The sequence below is a fragment of the Microbacterium sp. p3-SID336 genome (assembly GCF_025143365.1).
Lineage (GTDB): Bacteria > Actinomycetota > Actinomycetes > Actinomycetales > Microbacteriaceae > Microbacterium.
The window spans coordinates 65,023-86,312 of sequence record NZ_JALXPE010000003.1 but is presented as its reverse complement, the minus strand read 5'-3'; the positions used below and the strand labels follow the sequence as shown (position 1 = coordinate 86,312).

General features: G+C 72.4%; 20 protein-coding genes. 5 read left to right on the top strand and 15 right to left on the bottom strand.

Annotated elements, in window-relative coordinates; translation table 11 throughout:
• The 6 genes from purM to M3C17_RS01680 form a co-directional block, all read right to left on the bottom strand.
• Complete coding sequence (gene purM, locus M3C17_RS01705) at nt 1-1,116, bottom strand: phosphoribosylformylglycinamidine cyclo-ligase (RefSeq protein WP_259975914.1); 1,116 nt, start codon at nt 1,114-1,116, stop codon at nt 1-3.
• Nucleotides 1,117-1,125: 9 nt separating this feature from the next.
• The gene (locus M3C17_RS01700; protein WP_259975913.1) at nt 1,126-1,605 is read right to left on the bottom strand and encodes a BLUF domain-containing protein; all 480 of its coding nucleotides are present in this window, start codon (nt 1,603-1,605) and stop codon (nt 1,126-1,128) included.
• The gene (locus M3C17_RS01695) at nt 1,602-1,892 is read right to left on the bottom strand and encodes a hypothetical protein (protein ID WP_259975912.1); all 291 of its coding nucleotides are present in this window, start codon (nt 1,890-1,892) and stop codon (nt 1,602-1,604) included. Before M3C17_RS01695 ends, M3C17_RS01700 begins: the two co-directional genes overlap by 4 nt.
• Nucleotides 1,893-2,036: 144 nt before the next feature.
• Complete coding sequence (locus M3C17_RS01690) at nt 2,037-2,600, bottom strand: DUF3618 domain-containing protein (protein WP_259975911.1); 564 nt, start codon at nt 2,598-2,600, stop codon at nt 2,037-2,039.
• On the bottom strand, nt 2,597-3,013 hold the full coding sequence (locus tag M3C17_RS01685) for a phage holin family protein (protein WP_259975910.1): 417 nt from the start codon (nt 3,011-3,013) through the stop codon (nt 2,597-2,599). Before M3C17_RS01685 ends, M3C17_RS01690 begins: the two co-directional genes overlap by 4 nt.
• Nucleotides 3,010-3,918, bottom strand: coding sequence for a hypothetical protein (locus tag M3C17_RS01680; RefSeq protein ID WP_259975909.1), 909 nt, complete (start codon nt 3,916-3,918; stop codon nt 3,010-3,012). Before M3C17_RS01680 ends, M3C17_RS01685 begins: the two co-directional genes overlap by 4 nt.
• A gap of 153 nt (nt 3,919-4,071) precedes the next feature.
• On the opposite strand from M3C17_RS01680, the gene M3C17_RS01675 reads away from it, so the two are divergent.
• Nucleotides 4,072-4,677, top strand: a complete 606-nt coding sequence (locus M3C17_RS01675) for a zinc-binding alcohol dehydrogenase (RefSeq protein WP_259975908.1) — start codon at nt 4,072-4,074, stop codon at nt 4,675-4,677.
• Between the two features lie 3 nt (nt 4,678-4,680).
• Here M3C17_RS01675 and M3C17_RS01670 read toward each other — a convergent pair whose 3' ends face one another.
• A complete protein-coding gene (locus M3C17_RS01670) occupies nt 4,681-4,998 on the bottom strand; it encodes a potassium transporter Trk (RefSeq protein ID WP_259975907.1) in 318 nt (105 codons plus the stop codon).
• Nucleotides 4,999-5,064: 66 nt separating this feature from the next.
• Complete coding sequence (locus M3C17_RS01665) at nt 5,065-8,214, bottom strand: HtaA domain-containing protein (RefSeq protein ID WP_259975906.1); 3,150 nt, start codon at nt 8,212-8,214, stop codon at nt 5,065-5,067.
• Between the two features lie 162 nt (nt 8,215-8,376).
• On the opposite strand from M3C17_RS01665, the gene M3C17_RS01660 reads away from it, so the two are divergent.
• The 4 genes from M3C17_RS01660 to M3C17_RS01645 are packed head-to-tail and all read left to right on the top strand — an operon-like array spanning nt 8,377 to nt 12,183.
• Nucleotides 8,377-9,483 carry a hemin ABC transporter substrate-binding protein gene (locus M3C17_RS01660; protein ID WP_259975905.1) on the top strand — a complete coding sequence of 369 codons (1,107 nt, stop codon included), beginning with the start codon at nt 8,377-8,379 and terminating at the stop codon, nt 9,481-9,483.
• Nucleotides 9,480-10,553 carry an iron ABC transporter permease gene (locus tag M3C17_RS01655; protein ID WP_259975904.1) on the top strand — a complete coding sequence of 358 codons (1,074 nt, stop codon included), beginning with the start codon at nt 9,480-9,482 and terminating at the stop codon, nt 10,551-10,553. Before M3C17_RS01660 ends, M3C17_RS01655 begins: the two co-directional genes overlap by 4 nt.
• On the top strand, nt 10,550-11,347 hold the full coding sequence (locus M3C17_RS01650) for a heme ABC transporter ATP-binding protein (RefSeq protein ID WP_259975903.1): 798 nt from the start codon (nt 10,550-10,552) through the stop codon (nt 11,345-11,347). The genes M3C17_RS01655 and M3C17_RS01650 overlap by 4 nt, the downstream gene beginning before the upstream one ends.
• Nucleotides 11,348-11,403: 56 nt before the next feature.
• Entirely contained in the window at nt 11,404-12,183 is a 780-nt protein-coding gene (locus tag M3C17_RS01645; RefSeq protein WP_259975902.1) for an inositol monophosphatase, read from the top strand.
• On the opposite strand, the gene M3C17_RS01640 is transcribed toward M3C17_RS01645, so the two are convergent.
• The 7 genes from M3C17_RS01640 to M3C17_RS01610 all read right to left on the bottom strand — a co-directional run bounded on the left by M3C17_RS01640 (nt 12,180) and on the right by M3C17_RS01610 (nt 21,190).
• Entirely contained in the window at nt 12,180-13,877 is a 1,698-nt protein-coding gene (locus M3C17_RS01640; RefSeq protein WP_259975901.1) for a dihydroxyacetone kinase family protein, read from the bottom strand. The two genes, M3C17_RS01645 and M3C17_RS01640, sit on opposite strands and share 4 nt — an antisense overlap.
• 1 nt (nt 13,878) lies before the next feature.
• Entirely contained in the window at nt 13,879-14,952 is a 1,074-nt protein-coding gene (locus M3C17_RS01635) for an aminopeptidase (protein ID WP_259975900.1), read from the bottom strand.
• Complete coding sequence (locus M3C17_RS01630; protein WP_259975899.1) at nt 14,949-16,430, bottom strand: FGGY-family carbohydrate kinase; 1,482 nt, start codon at nt 16,428-16,430, stop codon at nt 14,949-14,951. The genes M3C17_RS01635 and M3C17_RS01630 overlap by 4 nt, the downstream gene beginning before the upstream one ends.
• A 24-nt stretch (nt 16,431-16,454) precedes the next feature.
• Nucleotides 16,455-17,552 (bottom strand): ABC transporter permease, encoded by a 1,098-nt coding sequence (locus M3C17_RS01625; RefSeq protein ID WP_259975898.1) that lies wholly within the window; start codon nt 17,550-17,552, stop codon nt 16,455-16,457.
• Nucleotides 17,553-17,554: 2 nt separating this feature from the next.
• Nucleotides 17,555-18,583, bottom strand: coding sequence for an ABC transporter permease (locus tag M3C17_RS01620; protein WP_259975897.1), 1,029 nt, complete (start codon nt 18,581-18,583; stop codon nt 17,555-17,557).
• Nucleotides 18,580-20,088, bottom strand: coding sequence for a sugar ABC transporter ATP-binding protein (locus M3C17_RS01615; RefSeq protein WP_259975896.1), 1,509 nt, complete (start codon nt 20,086-20,088; stop codon nt 18,580-18,582). Before M3C17_RS01615 ends, M3C17_RS01620 begins: the two co-directional genes overlap by 4 nt.
• Nucleotides 20,089-20,152: 64 nt before the next feature.
• A complete protein-coding gene (locus M3C17_RS01610; protein ID WP_259975895.1) occupies nt 20,153-21,190 on the bottom strand; it encodes an autoinducer 2 ABC transporter substrate-binding protein in 1,038 nt (345 codons plus the stop codon).
• Between the last annotated feature and the right edge of the window lie 100 nt (nt 21,191-21,290).

Below are 21,290 nucleotides of genomic sequence, written 5' to 3'. Positions count from 1 at the left end.
TTACTTCGCTCCGTCCGCGTAGGCGCCGACCAGGCGCACCGCTCCGCCGTCGACGCCCTTGGCGCCCTCTTCGAACTCGCCGGACGGCCGTGCGCCGAAGCCGACGGTGCCGACCTGCCAGGAGTGCATGCCCTCCGCCTGCAGTGCGGCGACCGCCGCATCCGTCTTCTCGGCGGCGACCACCGCGAGGAACCCGATGCCGAGGTTCCAGGTGCCCTCGGCCGATTCCAGGGTGGAGCCGGCGATGTCGCTCAGCACGCGGAACACCGGGCTGGGCGACCACGAGGACCGGTCGACCTCGGCCCAGCTGCCCTGGGGCAGCACGCGCGCCAGGTTCGCCGCGATGCCGCCGCCCGTGACGTGGCTGAGCGCGTGCACGCCGCCGTCCAGCCGGTCGATCAGCCGCAGCAGCGGCAGCGTGTAGAGGCGGGTCGGCTCCAGCAGGGCCTCGCCCCACGTGCTGCCGAAATCGGCAGCGTTGTCGCCGTAGGAGATCCCGGCGCGGGTGATGATGTGCCGCACGAGGGAGTAGCCGTTGGAGTGCAGGCCGCTGGAGGCGACCGCGATCACCGCATCGCCGTCGTGCACGCGCTCGGCGCCCAGGATCGCATCGGCCTCGACCACTCCGGTCGCGGCGCCGGCGACGTCGTAGTCGCGCGGTCCGAGCAGCCCGGGGTGCTCGGCGGTCTCGCCGCCGACGAGCGCGGTGCCGGTGGCGGCACAGGCTTCGGCGATGCCGCGGACGATGTCGGCGATCCGCTCGGGGACCACCTTGCCGCATGCGATGTAGTCGGTCATGAACAGCGGCTTCGCGCCGACCACGACGATGTCGTCCACGACCATGCCGACGAGGTCCTGTCCGATCGTGTCGTGCTTGTCGATCGCCTGGGCGATGGCGACCTTGGTGCCGACGCCGTCGGTGCTGGTCGCCAGCAGTGGACGCCGGAAGTCGCGGAGGGCGCTGGCGTCGAACAGCCCGGCGAATCCGCCGACGCCGCCGAGCACCTCGGGGCCGTGCGTCGCGCGAACGGACGACTTCATCAGCTCGACGGCGAGATCGCCCGCAGCAGTGTCGACGCCGGCTTCGGAATAGGGGTTGGTGGGGGAGGCAGCCACCCGAACAGCCTACCGCCCGCCGACCGGTCGGATCTCCAGCGCTTCCGCGCCCTGGGCGGCCTCCCGCACCCGGAACCACATGGTGAGCTCCATCAGCGCCCGGCCGATCATGTCGTGGTCTCCCATGCGCAGATCGTCGAAGGAATCGCGGTACCCGTCGGCCATCCGCGGCTCGGCCGCCGTCAGGGTCTGGTACCCCATCGTCCAGTCGGCGAATCGGCGCTCGTGCAGCGGCTCGCGCAGGAGCACCCGCACATCCGTGTGCCGGGGATCGGTCGCGATCCGCGCCATCAGCGCCTCCACCTCGCGCTCCTCCCCTTCGAGGATCTGCACGAACTCGCCGTCGCGGTATAAGAGGAGACCGGTGATGTCGCGCGCCTCGTTGGCCGTGCGGCTCGTGTCGAGCAGCTGCGCGAGCTCCTGGTCGCCGAACGCCTGGGTCGCCGTGCTGCAGTAGACGAGCGAGAGCAGGGCATGGTCGGGAGTCATCCGATGCTCTCGCTTCCGGCGAGGCCGGCCTCGGGCCGTGCGTCCGTCGCCGCGGCGATGGCCGCGTGGTGGTCGGGGAAGTCGCCGATCACGCGGGACGCCGCGTCGAACGCGCGCCACAGGCCGCCCGGCTGCCGGTCGACGTAACCGAGGAAGGATCCGGCGCGGCTGCCGACGTAGAACCCGTCGGCGACGGCGGCCCACAGCGGTCTGGCGGACAGGGCGGAGACGGAATCCTCGTCCGGAGCGTCGAGGGTGTGCGATCGGGACATGGTCAGCACTGCCACGCGGTCGAGTCGAGCTTCATGGGACGACCATCCCACGCCCGGCTCACCGCGTCCACGGGCTTGCGCCCGCGACGCCCACCCGGTACGGGCCCGCTGCCGACAGCACGGCAGCGGGCCCGAGGGGAGGGCGGCAGGGCGAAGCGCTCAGCTCCCGCTCGCGGTGTCACGGGCGTCCTGCGCGGAGCCCTTGACCTCGTCGACGGCCTGCGTCGCGTCGTCCCTGATGTGCGCGGCGGCGCCCGCGGCCTCGTCCTTCACCGCGGCGAAGGCGTCCTGCGCCGGCTCCTTCAGGTCCTGGCCGATGGTCTTCGCGACGTCCGCCGCCTCGTCCATCAGCGGCTGGGCCTTCTCCTTGAGGTCGTCCGCGAGCTCCTTCTCCTTGTCGGAGGCGGGGATCACAGCGGCGATCACGAGCCCCGCCGCGAAGGCCATCAGCCCCACGGCGAGCGGGTTGCCCTGTGCCTTGGCGACCGTGCGTCGGCCGGCGTCGGCGACGGAGGACGACGCATCGCCCACCGCGCCGCCCGCATCGTCGGCGGCGCCCATCACCCGGTCGACGACGGAACGCGCCGCACCCTTGATCTTCTGCGTCTGCCGGTGCACGACCTTCGACGGGGTGACCTTGTCGGCCAGCGCATCGACGTCGCGGCCGAACTCGGCCCTGGTCCTCTCGATGTCGGCGCGGATCGCGTCGGGTGAATCGCTCATCGGTTCTCCTCATTCCTCTTCACGGCATCGGGGATCCGCTTCAGGGTGTCCACCGTGCGCGGAGCCCCCTCGATGCTCTTCAACTGCGTGCGTCCCATCAGGAACAGGACGAGGGCGATGACCGCCCAGATGACCGCGACAATCACGGCCGACCAGCCGAGACCCGTCACGTAGTAGCCGAGTCCCCACCACAGGGCGACCGACAGGAAGAAGACGGCCATCATGGCGCCGTATCCCGCCCCGCCGAGCATCCCCGCCCCGCGACCGGCGCGTGTGGCCGACTGCTTGAGCTCGGCCTTCGCGAGTTCCAGCTCCTGGCGCATCAGCGTCGACAGGTCGCTGGTCACCTCGCTGAGCAGGTCGCCCAGGGACGTGGTCTCGGCCTTCTGCTCCGAGGGTGTGGCGTCGGTCATGGTCGCTCCTCGTCGCCCGGAGCGCGGTTCGCCGCGTCCGTCCGGTCGTACAGCGGGGTGTCGCCGCGATCCTCGTCCCTGGTCACACCCCACGGCGCTGTGCCGGCGTCGATGCCGCTCATGCCGTCCGGGGCTCCGGGAACTGTGCCGTCCGTCGGCATCGGCGGCTCGCCCAGCGTGGTGCTGCCCGTGCTGCCTGCGGCGCCCGTGCCGCCCGCAGCTCCTGCCGCGCCGGGGACGGCCGCGGGTGTCGTCGCCGCGGGGGTGATGTCCGCGGTGGATCCCACACCCGAGAGCCCGGCGGCGCTCGACGCGGACGACCCTGTGCCGGCGCCGACACCGGCACCCCCGGCGGAGACCCCGGAAGCGGAACCCGACGTGCCGGAGGCCGAGTCGGCCGCGCTCTCCGAGAGCGCTCTGGTCAGCCGCCCGACCACGAGCCCTGCCACGGCCGCGACGGCGATGAACGTGCCCGGCTTGGCCCGCGCATACGACTTCACCTCCGTGAGCAGCGACCCCGGGTCGCGGTCGCCGATCCATCCGGCGATCCCCTGGATCCTCGTGGACGCCTGGCGCACCAGATCGGCCGCGACGCCGCCCTCGGCGCCGTCCGCCATGCTGCCCAGTTCCCCGCCGACCGATCGAAGCCCGTCCGCGACGCGGCGCTGCTGGACCGCCGCCTGCTCGGTCAGCTCGGCCCTCGTCTGGTGGTAGAGGTCACGCACCTGGTCCTTGGCCTCGTGGGCGACGGCGCCCGCCTCGGCCTTCGCGGTCTCGACGACGCCGGCGGCCTCGTCCTTCGCCGTGCCGGCAACTCCTGCCGCCTCGTGCGCGGCGGTCCTGACCGTGCCCGGCGACTCGTCCGTACCGCCGCCGACGGTCCCTTCTGCATTGCTCTGCGACATCGCTCTTCCTCTCGACTACCCGCCGACGAGCGCCGACGTGCAGGCAGGTCTACTCCCCGGCTCGGGGATTCCCGCGAGGGTTGACGCGGCTCGACGCGGGGTTTACCGTGCAGGGACTCGGAGCGCGGCACCTCGCCCGCCTACGATGGGCGCATGGCCGACAAGCCGCAGTGGCTCATCCGCGAAGACGCGAGCGTCTCGGTGCTCGTCGCGCTCGCGCTGCGGCAGTTGCTCGGGATCCGCTCGCCCGCAGACCTTCCCGCACTGCGCGACCTTCCGGTGCGCGCGCCCGACGCCGTCGACGCCTCCCCCGAGGTCGAGGCGCAGTGGCGGGACTACTGGGACATGACGGTCGAGCCGCGCGCGCACCGCTCCGGCGTGCCGCTCGAGCTGATCGACGGGTTCGACACGCTCGTGGCGCTGCCCGCCCTGGGCGCGGAGGAGCTCGCGGACGCGATCCGCCCGCATGCGCCGACCGCCCTGCGGTTCGCGCGCGCGGCCCACGACCGCTACGTCGGCTCGATGAAGAGCCACACCGGCGGCGACGCCTACCGGGCGTATGCGAGCGCGATCGCGGAGTTCGAGCGGGAGATCGGGCGGCGCGCCCACTCCTTCGAGCTGAACGTGCAGGTGCTGCCGCTGTCCCAGCGCGGGATCTGGTGGATCGGGGCGCTCTCGGTCGCGGTGACCGACGGGCTGCGGCGTGACGTCGTCGCGTTCGACGGAGCGATCCGCCCGGTCATCGCCGAGCTGGCCTGACGCTCAGTCCTCGTCGTCGACCACCGTCTCGCGGTCGACCCTGACGACGCGGTCGTGACGACGGGCGATGCGCTCCAGGACGAGCCCCGCCACCCCGCCGAGTGCCAGGCCGATCGGCACCGTCCACAGCAGGAGGAAGCCGAACACCTGACCGGGCGGGTAGACCACGTCGAGCGCCTGCGACTCGTCGTAGCTGCCGACCATCGTGAGGATGCCGGCGACGATCACCCCGAGGACGACGCCGATGCCCATGAGCACGCCGTACCGCGGCACACGGCGCACGGTCGCTTCGACGGTCTGGTGGGTATCGCGGGGGGACATGCCTCCATTCTCCCACGTCACGACGCCGCCCTCCCCCTGTTCCGCGGGAGGGCGGCGTCGCGGCGCTCAGAGCCGGGTCGTGGTCACCGCATCGTCCGACGCGCGGCGACGCCGGGCGATCAGCACACCGCCGCCGGTGCCGAGCGCGACCACCGCGAGCCCGGCGACGATCCACAGCCACACCGGGGCACCCTCCGTGCCGGCGGGCTCCGACGTCGCGGTCACGGCGGCGCTCGCACCCGACTCCGTGCCCCGCTCCTCCTCGGCCGCCGTACCGCACCCTCCGTCGACCGGAATGGATGCGGTCACCGGGTCGAGCTGCTCTCCCGCGGCGTAGGTGCCGAACGCCGCGGCCCCGGCCTCCGTCAGCGCGGTGGGCACTCCGTCGATGGCGAGGACGCCGTCCGCCACGGTCGCGTCATCGAGAGCGAACTCCGCCAGCCGCACGCCCTGCTGATCCACGACCTCCCCGGACTGCGTGGTGCCCGTCACGTCGAACACCAGGTAGCCGACGCGACCCGCCAGTTCGATGCGGGCATCCGCGAGAGTCGTGTTCAGGGCGCCCTCGTGACCCGTGAACGCGATGCTGCCGCCGAACGTGACGAGCCCGGACAGTGCCGCCTCGTCGAGGGTGCCGGTTCCGCCCTCCCACACGAAGTCGGGGTAGCGGTACTCGACGCCGGTCAGGGTCCAGCCGCCCTTCGCGATGCCCTCGATGTACGTCCGGAAGGACTCCTTGTACCCCCACTGCATCGTCGCGCCCTCGACGGTGCACGTGTCGATCGTGGCGGCGGTCCTGGCCAGCGTGAACGCGAGGCCGCGGTCGACCGATCCCTGGAACGTGAGCGTGTGGTCGCCGTCCTCCAGCGCCGCCGGTAGCGAACCCGACCAGGTCGCGACACCTGAGGCATCCGCCGTGACGGTGTCGAGCAGCACGGGCGTCGAGTACACGACGACGCGGATGCCCTCCTCGTGCGGCCGGAACCCGGCGGCCGTCACGGTCGCATCGAGACCCGCGGCGAGCGCGGCGAGGTTTAGCGCGTCGATCGCGATGCCTTCGGTGGCGGGCGGTGTCGCGGGGACCGGGGTGCGCGTCACGACCGTCGCGGCGGCCACCGTGCCGGTCGACCCCGATGGCGCCGCAGCGGCCGAGCCGATCGTGAACGTGACCGGGTCGAGCGTGGTGGAGTACCCCGCGAGCACGCGATCGCGACCGGCCGCCGTCAGCGTGGCCGGGGCGCCCGAATAGGTGACGGCGCCGTTGGCGGCGATGCGGGCGGCACGAGACAGGTCGAGCGTCGCGAACGGGACCGCAGCCCCGCCGCTGGTCACGAACACGGTCGCCGCTCCGGCCGAGGTCACGCGCACGACCGGGTCGGAGACGGTGACATCGAGCACGCCGTGGTGTCCGGTGAAGCGGACGGCACCGCGGTAGACGACGCTGCCGAGCCCCGTGCCGGTGTCGTAGTCGCCGCCGACGCTCTGCCCGAACTGGAACTGGCCCCCGGAGCGGGTGGCACCGCCGGACACCTGGATGGCACCCTGGGCGATCGGACCCGCGACGTAGTTCGCGAACGACGAGGAGATCGCCCAGCGCAGCGATCCGCCCGCGACGCTCGCCGGCGGCGTCGTGGGAGGCGTCGTCGGGGTGACGGGCGGCTTCGGCTCCGTCGGCTTCTCGTCGAGCAGCGCCTTCCACTGGTCCGCGGTGATGGTGACGGGGCCGCGCGCGTGGATCGTGTCCCCGCTCGGCATCGTGTGCTGCTTCCACACGATGACCTCGTAGGTCTTCGTGCGGTCGAGGTTCTTCGCGGCGGTCGTCAGGTCCACCGTGAACGTGCCGGCGTCGATCGTCCGCACGTACGTCATGGCGAGGAAGCCTCCGCTCGCGGTCACGCTCGATTCCGTGTCCGACTCGATCAGGGCGACGTACGCCCCCGTGACGCCGTCGAGCTTCGCGGTGGTCGCGGTGACCGTCAGGCCGTCCTGCGCGGTCGCGGTCTTCACCGCCGTGGTGAGCGTGGGGGCGATACGGTAGTCCAGCGCCACGCTCCGCTCCTGGTCGGGATTGGAGACGCCGCCCGCCGCGTAGGTGTAGACGCCGTAGGAGCCGGGCTTCGCCGGGGTGTCCTTGAGGGTGAGGGTGACCTGGAAGGACCCGTCGGCCGAGATGTCGACCCACTGCGCGCGGATCGCGGACTGGTACTGCGGCGGCACCTGGTCCAGCACGTCCTCGGCGAGAGCCCAGGACTGCGCCCCGACGGAGCGGCTGGACGAGGCGGCGCCCGTGGAGGGGTGCCAGTCCGCGCCGAAGTTGCCGAACACCACGTAGGTGCCCTGCGGTAGGTGCTTCGGGATGGGCACGCCGCGGCCACCGACGTTCGCGCTCGGGTCGTACCCGGTGCCGCGCACGACGATCCGGTCCCCCGCTGCCAGCGCGACGCCCGCGGCCGGGGTGGTGCCGTCGGCGAGGAACACCTCGATCGCCGCTGCGACCGTGCCGGGATCGGTGCCCGGGTCCGTGCCGGGGTCGGTACCGGGATCCGTGCCCGGGTCGGTGCCGGGATCCGTGCCCGGGTCGGTACCCGGGTCCGCGCCGGGGTCGGTACCCGGGTCGGTACCCGGATCCGTGCCGGGGTCGGTACCCGGGTCCGTGCCGGGGTCGGTACCCGGATCCGTGCCGGGGTCCGTGCCCGGGTCGGTGCCGGGATCCGTGCCCGGGTCGGTGCCGGGGTCGGTCGGGGTGGTGCCGAACAGCGCATCCCACTGCGCGGTGGAGACCGCGACGTCGCCGCGCCCGTAGATCGTCGAGGCGCTCGGATTCGAGTGCTGCTGCCACACGAGCACCTCGTAGCTCTTGGTGCGGTCGAGCGATCCCGCGGCGGCCGTCAGCGTGAAGCTGCTCGCTCCGCCCTGCACGCGCGGGAACGGCAGCGCGAAGGCCGCGTACCCGCCCGCGCCGCTCAGGCCGCTCTCGGTGCCCTTCACGATGAGCGCCGCATAGGCGCCGGACACGTCGGGGAGGCCGCTCGCCTGCACCTGCACGGTGAGGCCCGAGGTGCTCGCGGAGGTCACGGTGGGAGTCACGGTGCCGCCGGCCGCGTGTGCGGGGGGTGCGATCACCGCCCCGGCGGCGACGAGGAGGACGGAGATCAGGGCGGCGAGCAGGACGCGCAGGCGTGGGCTCGCGAGAGGTGCGATGGCTGTGTCGTTCACGATTCTCCACGGCTCTCCGGGCGCGATCGAGCGCGCTCCGGCGCAGCCGCATGGGCAGTCGGGCGAGGGACGAATGTTGGTTAGGCTCAGCTAAGTAAGCTGCGATTCCTGAGCGTAGGTCCGCTCTGTCACGTCCGTCAAGTTTTAGGTTAGCCTTGCCTAATGCTTCGCCTCTGCGCTCTCGTCCTCGCGGCTGCTCTCGCGGTCGGCCTCACGGCCTGCACCGTTCCCCGAGCCGGCGCCCCGGGGGCTGCGACGACGGATGAGTCCTGCCCGCAGGCCACCGCTCCCCTGGCCTCCCTCGCGCTCGTCGACGACGTCCGCACGGCACGCGGACCCTCGACCGCCTGCCTCGCCCGTCACGAGATCGCCCCCGTCGAGGACGACACCGCGCCCGCACTGCCCGTGACCGTCACCGACAGCGAAGACCGTGAGGTCGCGATCACCACCGTCGACCGCATCCTCCCGATCGACATCTCCGGCACGATCGCCTCGACCGTCTTCGCGCTGGGCCTCGGCGATCGCGTCGTCGGCCGCGACTCGTCCACGCTCTTCCCCGGGACCGAGCACCTCCCGGTGGTGACGAAGACCGGGCACTCCCTCAACCCCGAGGCGATCCTCGAGCTCGCTCCCACCGTGATCCTCACCGACACGTCGATCGGGCCGAAGGAGGTGCGCCAGCAGCTGCGCGACGCCGGCATCGCCGTGGTCGTGATCTCCAGCGAGCGCCGGCTCGACACGACCGGGGCGCTCGTGACCGAGATCGCCGCCGCCCTCGGCGTGCCCTCCCGCGGGCAGGAACTGCGCACACGACTCCACGACGACGTGCAGACGGCCGTGGCCGAGATCGCCGCGGTCGCGCCCCCCGCCGTCGAAGACCGTGCGCGGATGCTCTTCCTGTACGTGCGCGGCAGCGCCAACGTCTACTACATCTTCGGGGAGGACTCCGGGGCGGACTCGCTGATCGACGCGGTCGGCGGGGTCGACGTCGCCTCCGAGATCGGCTGGCAGGGCATGAAGCCGTTGACCGCGGAGGCGCTGGTCGCCGCGCGACCCGACGTGCTCGTGATGATGACGGACGGCCTCGAGTCCGTCGGCGGCATCGAGGGACTGATCGAACGGATCCCCGCCGTGGCGCAGACTCCCGCCGGCGCCAACCGCCGGGTGATCGACATGGCCGACGCCGAGATCCTCAGCTTCGGACCGCGGTCGGCCGACGTGATCGGCGCGCTGGCCCGCGCACTGTACGCCCCCGAGCCGACGACGTGAGCGGGGAGGTCGTCACCCCGACGCCGACCGGGCACCGGACGCTGCGCTTCACCCTCGTCGTTCTCGCGCTTCTCGTCGCCGTGGCCGTCACGTGCGCCGTCTCGATCACCAGCGGCCAGTACGAGCTGAGCCCCGCCGCACTCGTCGGAGTGCTGCTGCGCGGCATCGGCATCGACACGGCCTGGGCACCCGCCGCGGCGACCGACTACGGCGTGATCTACACCCTCCGCCTCCCGCGCGTGGTGCTCGGACTGCTGGTCGGGGCGGCGCTCGCGGTGTCCGGCGTGCTCATGCAGGCGATCTTCGGCAATCCGCTCGCCGACGCGGGCGTGGTGGGCGTGTCCTCGGGAGCAGCACTCGGCGCCGCCGCCAGCATCACCTTCGGCCTCGCCACCTTCGGCATGTGGACCACCCCCGTCTTCGCGTTCCTCGGCGGGCTCGTCGCCGTGTTCTCCGTGTACCTGATCAGCCGTTCGGGCGGCCGCACCGAGGTGGTCACGCTGCTGCTGACCGGGATCGCCGCCAACGCCATCGCCGGTGCCGGCATGGCCTTCCTCACGTTCCTCGGCACCACCTCGACCCGCGAGCAGATCGTGTTCTGGCAGCTCGGTTCGCTCAACGGCGCGCTGTGGTCGAACATCCAGGTGGTCGCACCGCTCGTCGCGATCGGCCTGGCCGTCGCCCTGATCGTGGCCCGCGGCCTCGACCTCTTCGCACTCGGCGAGCGCACCGCGCGCCACCTCGGCGTGAACGTCGAGCTGCTGCGGATCGTCGTGATCGTGACCGTGGCCCTCCTCGTGTGCGCGGCCGTCGCGTTCGCCGGGATCATCGGCTTCGCCGGGCTCGTGGTGCCGCATCTCATGCGGATGCTCATCGGCCCGGCGCACCTGCCCCTCGTGATCGCCTCGGCGCTCGGCGGGGCGCTGCTGATCGGTGTGGCCGATCTCGTCGCCCGCACGGCCGTGCCCCTCGCCGACCTGCCGATCGGCATGATCACCTCGCTCGTCGGCGGGCCGTTCTTCCTCTGGCTGCTCGTCCGGACGCGGCGCCGCGCGGGGGGCTGGGCATGACCCCCCGGCTGCGCGCGGACGGGATCACGGTCCGCGTCGGCGACACCCGCGGGGAGGCCCGTGGACGTGGTCGATCGATCCTCGACGACGCCTCCATCGATGTGCACCGGGGCGAGGTCCACGCGCTCATCGGGCCGAACGGCGCGGGCAAGTCGACCCTGTTCGGCGTGCTCGCCGGCGATGTGGCACCACGGTCCGGCCAGGTGCTGCTGGACGGGATGCCGATCGGATCGCTGCGGCCGCGCGTGCTCGCGCAGCGGCGCGGGGTGCTGCTGCAGGAGAACACCGTCACCTTCCCGTTCACGGTGGAACAGGTCGTGCGCATGGGCCGCGCCCCCTGGGCCCGGACGACGGCCTCAGCGGACGACGACGACGCGGTCGCTGCGGCTCTGGCGCACACCGAGGTCGCCGCACTCCGCGACCGTGTCGTTCCCTCGCTCTCGGGCGGCGAACGCGCCAGGGTCGCGCTGGCCCGCGTCCTCGCACAGCGCACCGGGATCCTCCTGCTGGACGAGCCGACCGCTGCGCTCGATCTCAAGCACCACGAAGACGTCATGCGGCTGATCCGCGCGCAGGCCGACGCCGGCGCCGCGGTCGCCGTCGTGCTGCACGACCTCAACGCCGCCCTCGCCCATGCCGACCGCGTGACCCTGCTCGCGGGCGGACGGGTGGCGGCGACCGGCACCCCGACCACGGTCCTCACCGCCGCGCGGATCGAGCAGGTGTACGGGCAGCCCGTCGACGTGCTCCCGCACCCGCTCACCGGGGTCCCGCTGGTGGTCGCGCGCCGCTAGGCCGGCGGCGTCGCGGCGCTACGCTGGAGGATCGCCCACCGGAGGTCCGATCTGCCATGCCGTCTGCGCCCGAACTGCTCGATATCGCCCTCGCCGCCGCCGCCGCGGGGGCCCATGAGCTCGCCGAGGCCCGCACGGCCAGGGACACCGCCGCCGATGCGCTGGGCGTTCGCACCAAGGGCGCCGCGGGCGATGTCGTCACCGAGGCCGACCTGCGGGCGGAGCGCGCGATCCGTGCCGTTCTCGCCGCGCACCGCCCCGACGACGAGGTGTCCGGCGAGGAGTACGCGACGACGGCCGGCTCGGCCGCCGAGCTGCGGTGGTCGATCGACCCGCTCGACGGCACCTCGAACGTGGTCCGCGGGCTGCCGCACTACGGCTCCTCGGTCGCCGTGCAGGACGTCCGCTCCGGGGCCTGGCTCGCCGGAGTCGTGCACGCCCCCGAACTGGGACACGTGTACGCGGCCGCGGCAGGGCACGGGGCCTTCCGTGAGACGGCGGGCGTGCGGCGACAGCTGCACGGGCCCGTCGAGGGGGCGACGCCGGTGCTGCTGGCCGTCGGCTTCTCCTACGACCCGGCACAGCGCGCGCGGCAGCTCGCCGAGCTCCCCGGGCTGATGTCCTCCTTCACCGATCTCCGCAGCGTGGGCTCGGCGGCCCTGGGCCTCTGCCTCGCGGCGGAGGGCAGCGTCGACGCCTTCATCGAGACCGACCTGTACGAGTTCGACTGGGCGGCGGGCGCGCTGATCGCCGAGGAGGCCGGGCTGATCGTGCGCCGCCCGCCCACCCGGCGGGGAGGCATCGCCGCCTTCCCGCCGCACCTCCCCCTCCCCTAGGACGCCGTCCCGCTCGCGGACTCCTCGAGCGCCAGCTCCTCCACGAACCGGGTGACGGCGACCGACCCGGGGTCGGCGTGGCCCACCGACCGCTCCTGCTGCCATCCCGCCCTGCCGCGGCGCGACTGCCACGCGGTGCTCTCGGCGACGGCCTCCCGCGCGGCGACCGCGACTCCGGCCGCGTCCGCGCCGGCATCCAGCGCCTCCGCGACGGGATGCAGGACGTCGATCACGGTCTTGTCGCCCCGTGCCGCGCCGCCCTGGGCGGCGATCCGCTCCGCGACGGCGCGCACCGCGGCGGCCAGCCCCGTGCGATCCAGGTGCGTGCCCTCGGGCGTCCGCTCGGCCGCTGCCAGGAGCCCGCTCCCGACGAGGGCGGCGAACGTGGACGGGTTCGCGGCCGCGAACGCGTCCCCCGCGGCACGCAGGAGGCTGCGAGCATCGGCGTCGTCCGGAAGCTGCTCCAGCGCACGGGCGATCGCGACGCTGCCGGCCGCGACCGTCACCCCGAGGTCGCCGTCGCCGAGCGCCGCGTCGAGCGTGCGCAGCTCCTCCCGGTGGGCCTCCATCCGCGGCAGCACGCGCAGCAGCCGCGCCCGCAGCGCGCTGGGCGACGCGGCGCGGGTGACCTCGACGGCTGCCGCGCCCTCGTCGGCGACGGCGACCGCGACGGCCGTCTCCCCGACCGGTGCACTGCCCTGGCGGAAGAAGGGGGAGCCCGCGGGGTCGCGCAGCAGCTCCTCCAGCTCGTCGTCGAGCTGCATGATCGACAGGGACGCCCCCGCCATCTCCAGGCTGGTGACGTACTCCCCGATCAGGCGATACCCGATCTCCACGCCGGCCTCCGCGAGAGTGCGGTGCACGCGCCGGTAGATCACGTACAGCTCTTCCAGCGGCGTCGCCCCGAGTCCGTTCACCAGCACAGCGACCCGGCGGCCCGCGGTGAGATCGAGCTCCGCGCCGAGCTCCGCCAGGAACCGATCCGTGATGGCATCCGCCGACTCCAGAGGGCCGCGGTGGCTGCCGCGTTCGCCGTGGATGCCGACGCCGATCTCCATCTCGCCCTCGTCGAGCGTGAACGTCTCCTCGCCGGCCGCGGGGAGCACGGTCGGCGACAGCCCGACGCCCATGGTCCTGGTCGCATCGGCCGCCTTCTGCGCCACCCGTGCGACCTCGTCGAGCGAGCCTCCGCGGTCGGCCATGGCACCCGCGACCTTGTACACCAGCACGAGTCCTGCGACGCCGCGCCGCGTATCGGCACGGTCGCGCGGCGCCGACTGCAGGTCGTCCGCACCGAGCACCGTGCGCACCTCGATGCCCTCCGCGCGACAGCGCTCCGCGGCGAGATCGAAGTTCAGCACGTCGCCGCCGTAGTTGCCGTACAGGTAGAGCAGACCGGCGTCGGAGTGCACCGCGACCGATGCGGCATGGATCTGCGCGGCACTCGGGGAGGAGAACACGTTGCCCACCGCGACGGCCGAGCACAGCCCCCGCCCCACGTAGCCGAGGAAGAAGGGCAGGTGGCCCGAGCCGCCGCCGGTGACGATGCCCACGCGTCCGGGGGCCGGCGCATCCGTCCGCGCGAGCGCCCGGCGGTCGGCGGTGACCGCACGCAGCTCGTCGGGATGCGCGAGCAGGATCCCTTCCAGGGTCTCGTCGACGAAGGTCTCGGGGTCGTTGATGATCTTGCGCATGTCAGCTCTCCTGTCCTGCGAGCAGCGGGTCGTACGTCGTCCGGTCGATCAGCACGCGCGCGTCCGCCTCGAGCCGCCCGGACGGGCGGAGGTCCTTCACGATGTCCCAGTGGATGGCCGACTCGTTCTTCCCTCCGCACTGCGGGTACGAGCGGCCGAGGGCGATGTGCACCGTGCCGAGGATCTTCTCGTCGATCAGCAGGTCGCCAGTCATGGTCTGCACGTGCGGGTTGGTGCCGATGCCCAGCTCGCCCACCCGGCGCGCGCCGTCCGCCTCCAGGATGCGCTCCACGAGGTCGAGGCCCCGCGTGGCGGACACCCGCTCAACCCGTCCCGCCTCGAACTCGAGCCGGAGGTCGGTGATCGTCGCCCCGCCGAACCAGAAGGTGCCGGGGAAGGTGATGTGCCCGTCCACGCCGTCCTCGACGGGAGCGGTCGCGACCTCGCCGTCCGGCAGGTTCGCCTCGCCCGCGAACGGCACCCACGTGCGTCCAGCGCAGTTCAGCCGCAGGTCCGTGTCCTCGTCGAGGATGCGGACGGTCGACACCGTGTCCAGCTCCGCACACAGCCGATCGAGATGCGCGCGATGCGCCGGCCAGTCCGCGAGGGTCCCCGCGAAGAACTCCTGTTCGAGCTGCGTCTGGGGCACACCGACCAGGGCCGCCCACTCCGGCGTCGGGATCCGCACGAGCGTCCAGCGGGTACCCTGCCAGCGGGCGGTCGACACCACACCCTTGCCCTCGCGCTGGAGGCTCAGCCGGGCGCCGTCGATCTCGGCCGCGGGCGGCTCCATGCCGCGGAACGACACGTGCACGTCCGCCCACTCCATCGACGCGAGCTCCAGCGGGGCGGCCGCCCGCAGCACCTCCTCGCTCGCGTGCGCCAGGGCGTGCCGGTCGTACCGCTCCTCGGCGAGCAGCACCTGGGGGACGCCGCCGCGCCGGTACACCTCCTCGACGAACGCGTCCACCGCGTCGAGCACCGACGAGGTCGTGGCGAAGACCGAGACCTTCGTCCCCTGCCCCACCTCGTTCACCGTCGCCAGATGCTCGGCCAGCTCCCGCCACCTGCTCATCGCTCTCCCTCCCTCACCGCGCGCAGCGCGCGGTACGTCTGCACATGCCGGTCCGCGTCGCGGAACCGTCCGTCCGTGCCCGGCCGCACCTCGTCCGAGAACGCCACCCAGCCCACCGCCTGCTCCTCCGTCACCGCGCCCGTGCCGATCGCGGCGAGCATGGCGTCGCCGTAGGCCGCACCCAGGGTGGCCGCCGTGCGCTGCGTCAGCCCGGTCAGGTCGCTCACGGTCTGCAGCAGCACCTCGTTGCGGGTCCCGCCGCCGACGGCGACCGCGCGCGGCTCGCCTCCGCCGGCCTCGAGCAGCGCGGACACGGCCTGCGCCACGGACGCGCCGACCCCCTCCACCACGGCCCTGGCGAGCTCGGCCCGCCCCGAGCCGAGGCTGAGCCCGGTGAACGCGGCGCGCGCGTCCGGGTCGTGCACGGGGGTGCGCTCCCCGCTGAAGTGCGGCAGGTGCAGCACGCCGTTCGACCCCGGGGGTGCCGCGCGGACGAGGTCCATCAGTCGCCCGAACATCGCGGTGTCGCCGTCGCCGTGGTCGAGCCCGAGCAGGTCGGCGATCCACCGGGTCGCGGTGCCGGCGGTCGAGGTCCCCGCGGCGAGCACGAAGCGCCCCGGCAGCGCGAACGGCGCCGCCCACAGCCGAGGGTCGACGTGCGGCTGCGCTGTCACGCGGATGAAGTAGCCGCTCGACCCGTACATGAGCATGAGGTCGTCCACGGCGACCACGGACGAGCCGACCGCCTCCGCCACCGCGTCCGTTGTGCCGACCATGACCGGGGTGCCGGCGGGGATGCCGGTCGCCGCCGCCGCCGCCGGTGTGACGGCGCCCGCCACCTCGGAGGACCACGCGAGCGGCGGCAGCTTCTCCGCCGGGATCAGGTCGGCGATGCCGTCCAGGTCCCACTCCTGGCGTGCGAGGTCGTAGCAGGGGTGGAAGTACCCGGCCGTGGCATGGTCGATCGCCACGCGACCGGTGAGCCGGGCCACCAGGTAGCTCTGGCTGGTGAGGTACCACCGCGTCTGCGCGGCGACCTCCGGCTCGTGCCGCTCGACCCACAGCGCCTTCGGGCCGGCGGACTGGCTGGTGAGAACGTTCCCGGTCCGACGGACGATCTCGTCGGCACCCAGGCGCTCCTCGAGCAGACCGATCTCCTCCGTCGCCCTGGTGTCGACGCCGTACAGGATCGCGGGCCGCAGCGGTCGCAGCTCGGCGTCGACCGGCAGCACGCACGGACCGATGGCGCTGCACGCGACCGCGGCGATCACGGCGTCGGGCACCGCGGCCCGCAGCTCCGCAGCGACGGCCACGACATCCGCCCACCACACGGCGTCGGCATCCTGCTCCACCCATCCGGGCGCCGGGGTGCTGATCCCGTGCCGGGCACGCGCCTCCGCGTGCACGACGCCCGCCGCGTCCACCAGCACGCCCTTGGTCTCGTAGGTGCCGACGTCGATGCCGAGGAACAGGTCCATCCGTGTGCGTTTCGCGGGCGCCGGTCAGGCGCGGGGGATCTCGGCGAGCGCGATCGTCTCGGTCTGGCTGCTCGGCGCCCGCCGTGGCCGTCGTCGCACCCGCACCTGGTCGAACACCATCACCGCGATCAGGATCACGCCCTGCGCGATGGCGTACTCGTACGCGGAGAGGCGGATGGCCGTGAAGCCCGACTGCACCACCTGCAGCACGAGCGTCGCGAGCACCACACCGGTCACGGTCGCGAAGCCGCCGGTCGGGTTCGTCCCGCCGAGCACCGCGATCACGATCACGAGCAGCACGTAGGACGTGCCGTAATCGGCGCTGGCCGTCGGGTTGCGCGACAGGAACACGAGCCCGGCGAGGCCGCCGAGGAGGCCCGTCGTGACGTAGGTGCCGTAGAGGACGCCGGTGCTGCGGATGCCGGAGTACATCGCCGCGGTGGGGTTCGCGCCCTGCAGCTGCGTCCGCCGGCCGAACGGGGTGCGCGTGATCAGCACGCCGATCAGCACCGCGACCACCAGGAACTCCAGGAAGAGGATCGGGATGCCGGCGACCGTGGACTGCCCGACGGACGACAGCACCGCCGGCGCGCCGTACAGCGTCTTGCCGCCGGTCCACACGATCGCGATGCCGTTGAAGATCTGCATGGTGGCGAGCGTCGCGAGGATCGGCGTGATGCCGACCGTGGCGATCAGGAAGCCGTTGATCGCGCCGGCGAGCACGCCGACGGCCACGCCGACCAGCGCGATGAGGCCGCCCAGGGACTCCGCCATCGCGGGGTCGCTGCTCGCGATCGCGGTGAACATCGTGCTCACCGTGATCGCGGACAGGTTCGCGATGGCCACCAGCGACAGGTCGATCCCGCCGGTGAGCATCGCGAGGGTCATCGCGATGGCCAGGATGCCGACCTCCGGGGAGGCGACCATCATGTTCTGCAGGTTCACCGGGTTCAGGAACACCCGCGGGTTCAGGATCGCGAACAGCGCGAACGCGAGCGCGAACAGCACGAGCATGCGGCCCACGCCGCGGTTCACGTGGATGCGGTCGAGCAGCGAGCGCACGGACCGGTCGACCTGGTCGTTCATCTCGCCGAACCGGCCTCGGGGTGTCGTCGATGGCATGGTCACTCCTTCACCGTGTCGAGGACGAACGTGCGCCGGGCGGCGCGGCGGGCCATCACGGCCTGGATGCCCACGCCGATCACCAGCAGGATCCCGACGGCGGCGCGCTGCCAGGCCGTCGGCACGCCCATCAGGATGAGACTGTTGTTGATGATCTGCACCAGCAGCACGCCGAGCACGGTGCCGGTCACGGTGCCGCGTCCGCCGAAGATGGAGGCGCCGCCGAGCACGACCGCGGCGATCACGTCGAGCTCGGTGCCCACGAGATCCTGCGGGTTGGCGCTGCGTCCGAGGACCACGTGGATCAGTCCGCCGATGGCCGCGATCGCGCCGACCAGCATGTAGAGCAGGATCTGCAGGCGCACGACCGGGAAGCCCGCGCGCCGTGCACCCTCCAGGTCGCCGCCCATCGCGTAGACGCCGCGGCCGAACATGGTGCGGCGCAGCAGGAACGAGGCGCCGATCACGAGCAGCACGACGGGCACGATCAGCATCGGCAGGTACGCGCGGGTCGACTCGATCGAGATGAGGTTCGCGGTGGAGAGCCACGACACGCTGCCCGGCAGCTCGGCGATGTAGCGGGAGCCGATGTAGGCCAGCAGCACGCCCTTGAAGATGCCCTGGGTGGCCAGGGTCACGATCAGGGTGGGCAGCCGGAAGCGCGCGATCACGATGCCGTTCACGAACCCGAGCGCCCCGCCGATCACGATGGCGATGACGAGGATGCCGAGCAGCCCGGGATCGAAGCTCCCGCCCTGGGCGAGGGTGACGGTCGTGTAGGCGGCGAAGATGCCGATCGCCGCGAACGAGACGTCGATGCCGCCGGAGATGATCACCAGCAGCACCGCGAGCGCGAAGACCATCGGCACCAGGGCCGACCGCAGGATCGAGAACAGCGTGTGCACCGTGAAGAACGCGGGGTTCACGGCGCACATCACGACCACGAGGAGGAGGATGATCCCGGCGAGCACGAGCTCGTTCGAGTGCCGCCCCAGGCGGGGGAGGCGGATGCGGGTGTCGGTGGCGCTCACGCGGCCATCACCTCCTGGATACGGGGGGCGGCGATCTCGTCGCCGGACAGTCGGGAGACGATCGCGCCGCGGCGCACCACGAGCACGCGGTGGCAGACGGAGACCAGCTCCGCCACGTCGTCCGAGATCATGAGCACGCCCATGCCGTCGCGCGCCGCGTCCCGCAGGATCTGCAGGATCTCCTCCTTCGAGCCGACGTCGACGCCGACGGTGGGCCCGTTGAGGATCAGCACGCGGGGTTTCGTCGCGAGCCACTTCGCCAGCACCACGCGCTGCGCGTTGCCGCCGGAGAGGGAGCGCACCGGGGCCTCCACGGTGGGCGCCTTGATGCGCAGCCGGGAGAACAGGCGCGAGATGGTCTCGGCGGTGCGGCGCCGGCTCAGCAGCACACGGCCGACCGCGTGCTGGTCGAGGGAGCCGGCGATGATGTTGTCCGAGATGGACTTGTCCAGGAAGAGCCCCTGCGTGAGCCGGTCTTCCGGCACGTAGCCGAAGCCGGCGTCGATCGAGGCGCGGATGCTGCCAGGGCGCACGCGGCGGCCATCGAGCGTGACGGTGCCCGCGCGCGGCGTCAGCAGCCCGAACAGGGCGTCGGCGATCTCGCCGCGGCCCGAGCCGAGCAGACCGGTGAGCCCGAGGATCTCCCCCGGCTGCAGATCGAAGGAGACGTCGGTGAAGGCGCCGGGGAGGTCGAGGTGCTCGACCCGCAGCAGCGGCGCCGCCTCCTCGTCCACGGGGACCACGACGCGCGAGTCGTCGACCGCGCGCCCCGTCATCGCCTGGGTGAGCGAGGCGACGTCGAACTCGGCGGCGGGCCCGCTGGCGACGAGCCGTCCCGAGCGGAGGACCGTGATGTCCTGCGAGACCTCCAGCACCTCGTCGAGCTTGTGGCTGACGAAGACGAGCGCGACGCCGCGCTGCTGCAGCCGCCGCACCAGGGCGAACAGGCGCTCCACCTCGGAGTGCGTGAGCGCGGTCGTGGGCTCGTCCATGAAGATGACCCTGGCGTCCTGCACCAGGGCGCGGCAGATGGCGGTCAGCTGACGGTCGGCGACGGAGAGCCGTTCCACGTCGGCGTCGAGGTCGAGGGTGAGCCCCAGCTCCTCGACGATGCGCTGCGCCTCCGGACGCCGGTTCTTCGCGCTGTACAGCTTCCGCCGCGCGGCGATGGCGGCGGGCAGCACGATGTTCTCCGCGACCGTGAGGTTGGGGAAGAGCGAGAAGTCCTGGTAGATGACCTGGATGCCGGCGCGGAGGGCCTGGGTGGGCGAGAGGTGCGTCATCGGCTCGCCGTCGAGCAGGATCTCCCCCGCCTCGGGCTTCTCGACCCCGCTGATGATCTTGATGAGGGTGGACTTGCCGCACCCGTTCTCTCCGGCGAGGCAGTGCACCCGCCCCGGGAGGAGGGTGAGGGCGACGTCGTCGAGCGCGACGACGCCGCCGAACACCTTCCGCACCCCCCGCACCTCGAGCACGGGCGTCGGGTGCGCCTGTTCTGCGTTCATGTTGTTCCTCCGGGGTGGGGCCGGCCTCGGGCGGCCCCACCCTGAGTCGTGGGGTGACGTCGGGTCAGAAGTCGTACTCGTCGACGTTGTCCTTGTCGACGATGACGGCCGCGTCGCCCACGAACACGTTGTCGAAGCCCTCGAGCTTGGTGAGGGAGGTGTAGCCCTCGATGCCGAGGTCGGTGCCGTCGGTGATCTCCTCGCCGTCGACGAGCAGCTGCGCGATCTTGAGCTGCGCCTTGCCCGCCATCGCCGGGTCCCAGAAGAAGATCTTGTCGATCGAGCCGTCGACGATGTACTTCTTGGCGACCGAGGGGATGCTCGTCCCCATCACGCAGACCTGGTCCTCCAGACCGGCCTCCTGCACGGCGCGGGCGATGCCGGCGACGTCGGTGCCCGCCGAGCCCTGGAAGCCCGCGAGGTCGGGGTACTTCGCCAGCAGCTCCTTGGCACGCTGGTAGGCGACGTTCTCGTCCTCCTTGCTCTCCACGGGCTCCTCGACCCGGGTCAGCTCGGGGTACTCGGCCTGCTGCTGGTCGTACGCGCCGCCGACCCAGTCCATGTGGGTCTTGGCGGTGAGGCCGCCGACGAACGACACGTACTGGCCGGTCTCGCCCATGCACTCCGCGAGGTTGTCCATGATCTGGGCCCCGTAGGCCCGGTTGTCGAACGCCTCGATGTCGATGTCGGCGTTCTTGATGCCGGCGGCTTCGTGGGCCACGACGACGATGCCCTGGTCCCTGGCCTGCTTCAGGACCGATTCCAGCGCCTCCGGCGAGTTGGGAACGACCGTGATCGCGGCGGGCGACTGCGCGATCAGGTCCTGGATGATCTGGATCTGCTTCTCCGGGCTGGCGTCGTCCGCGCCCTCCTGCCGCGCGTCGATCCCCGTCTCCTCGGCGAACTCGTTCACGCCGACCTCCATGCGGTCGAACCAGCCGACGCCCGAGATCTTGACGACGGTGACCATCGCCCCGCCCTCGGAGCTTCCGCCGCCCGACTCTCCGCCGCCCGTTCCGCCGCCGACCTGTCCGCAGCCGGCGAGGGCGAGCAGGGCCACGGCACCGAATCCGATGCCGGCAAGGACCTTCGTCTTACGCATGTTCCACTCCTTCGTGTCTGAGTCAGTGTTAGTTTCCACCACCCCCAGGGAGGAATGGGAAGAAATCTCAACGCTGTGGAACAGTAAAACGTGACGACGC

Coding starts and splice junctions, on each gene's coding strand:
- M3C17_RS01700 (WP_259975913.1), bottom strand. CDS start 1,605: ATGACTCCCGACCATGCCCTGCTCTCGCTCGTCTACTGCAGCACGGCG.
- M3C17_RS01690 (WP_259975911.1), bottom strand. CDS start 2,600: ATGAGCGATTCACCCGACGCGATCCGCGCCGACATCGAGAGGACCAGG.
- M3C17_RS01685 (WP_259975910.1), bottom strand. CDS start 3,013: ATGACCGACGCCACACCCTCGGAGCAGAAGGCCGAGACCACGTCCCTG.
- M3C17_RS01680 (WP_259975909.1), bottom strand. CDS start 3,918: ATGTCGCAGAGCAATGCAGAAGGGACCGTCGGCGGCGGTACGGACGAG.
- M3C17_RS01675 (WP_259975908.1), top strand. CDS start 4,072: ATGGCCGACAAGCCGCAGTGGCTCATCCGCGAAGACGCGAGCGTCTCG.
- M3C17_RS01670 (WP_259975907.1), bottom strand. CDS start 4,998: ATGTCCCCCCGCGATACCCACCAGACCGTCGAAGCGACCGTGCGCCGT.
- M3C17_RS01660 (WP_259975905.1), top strand. CDS start 8,377: ATGCTTCGCCTCTGCGCTCTCGTCCTCGCGGCTGCTCTCGCGGTCGGC.
- M3C17_RS01650 (WP_259975903.1), top strand. CDS start 10,550: ATGACCCCCCGGCTGCGCGCGGACGGGATCACGGTCCGCGTCGGCGAC.
- M3C17_RS01645 (WP_259975902.1), top strand. CDS start 11,404: ATGCCGTCTGCGCCCGAACTGCTCGATATCGCCCTCGCCGCCGCCGCC.
- M3C17_RS01640 (WP_259975901.1), bottom strand. CDS start 13,877: ATGCGCAAGATCATCAACGACCCCGAGACCTTCGTCGACGAGACCCTG.
- M3C17_RS01635 (WP_259975900.1), bottom strand. CDS start 14,952: ATGAGCAGGTGGCGGGAGCTGGCCGAGCATCTGGCGACGGTGAACGAG.
- M3C17_RS01630 (WP_259975899.1), bottom strand. CDS start 16,430: ATGGACCTGTTCCTCGGCATCGACGTCGGCACCTACGAGACCAAGGGC.
- M3C17_RS01625 (WP_259975898.1), bottom strand. CDS start 17,552: ATGCCATCGACGACACCCCGAGGCCGGTTCGGCGAGATGAACGACCAG.
- M3C17_RS01615 (WP_259975896.1), bottom strand. CDS start 20,088: ATGAACGCAGAACAGGCGCACCCGACGCCCGTGCTCGAGGTGCGGGGG.
- M3C17_RS01610 (WP_259975895.1), bottom strand. CDS start 21,190: ATGCGTAAGACGAAGGTCCTTGCCGGCATCGGATTCGGTGCCGTGGCC.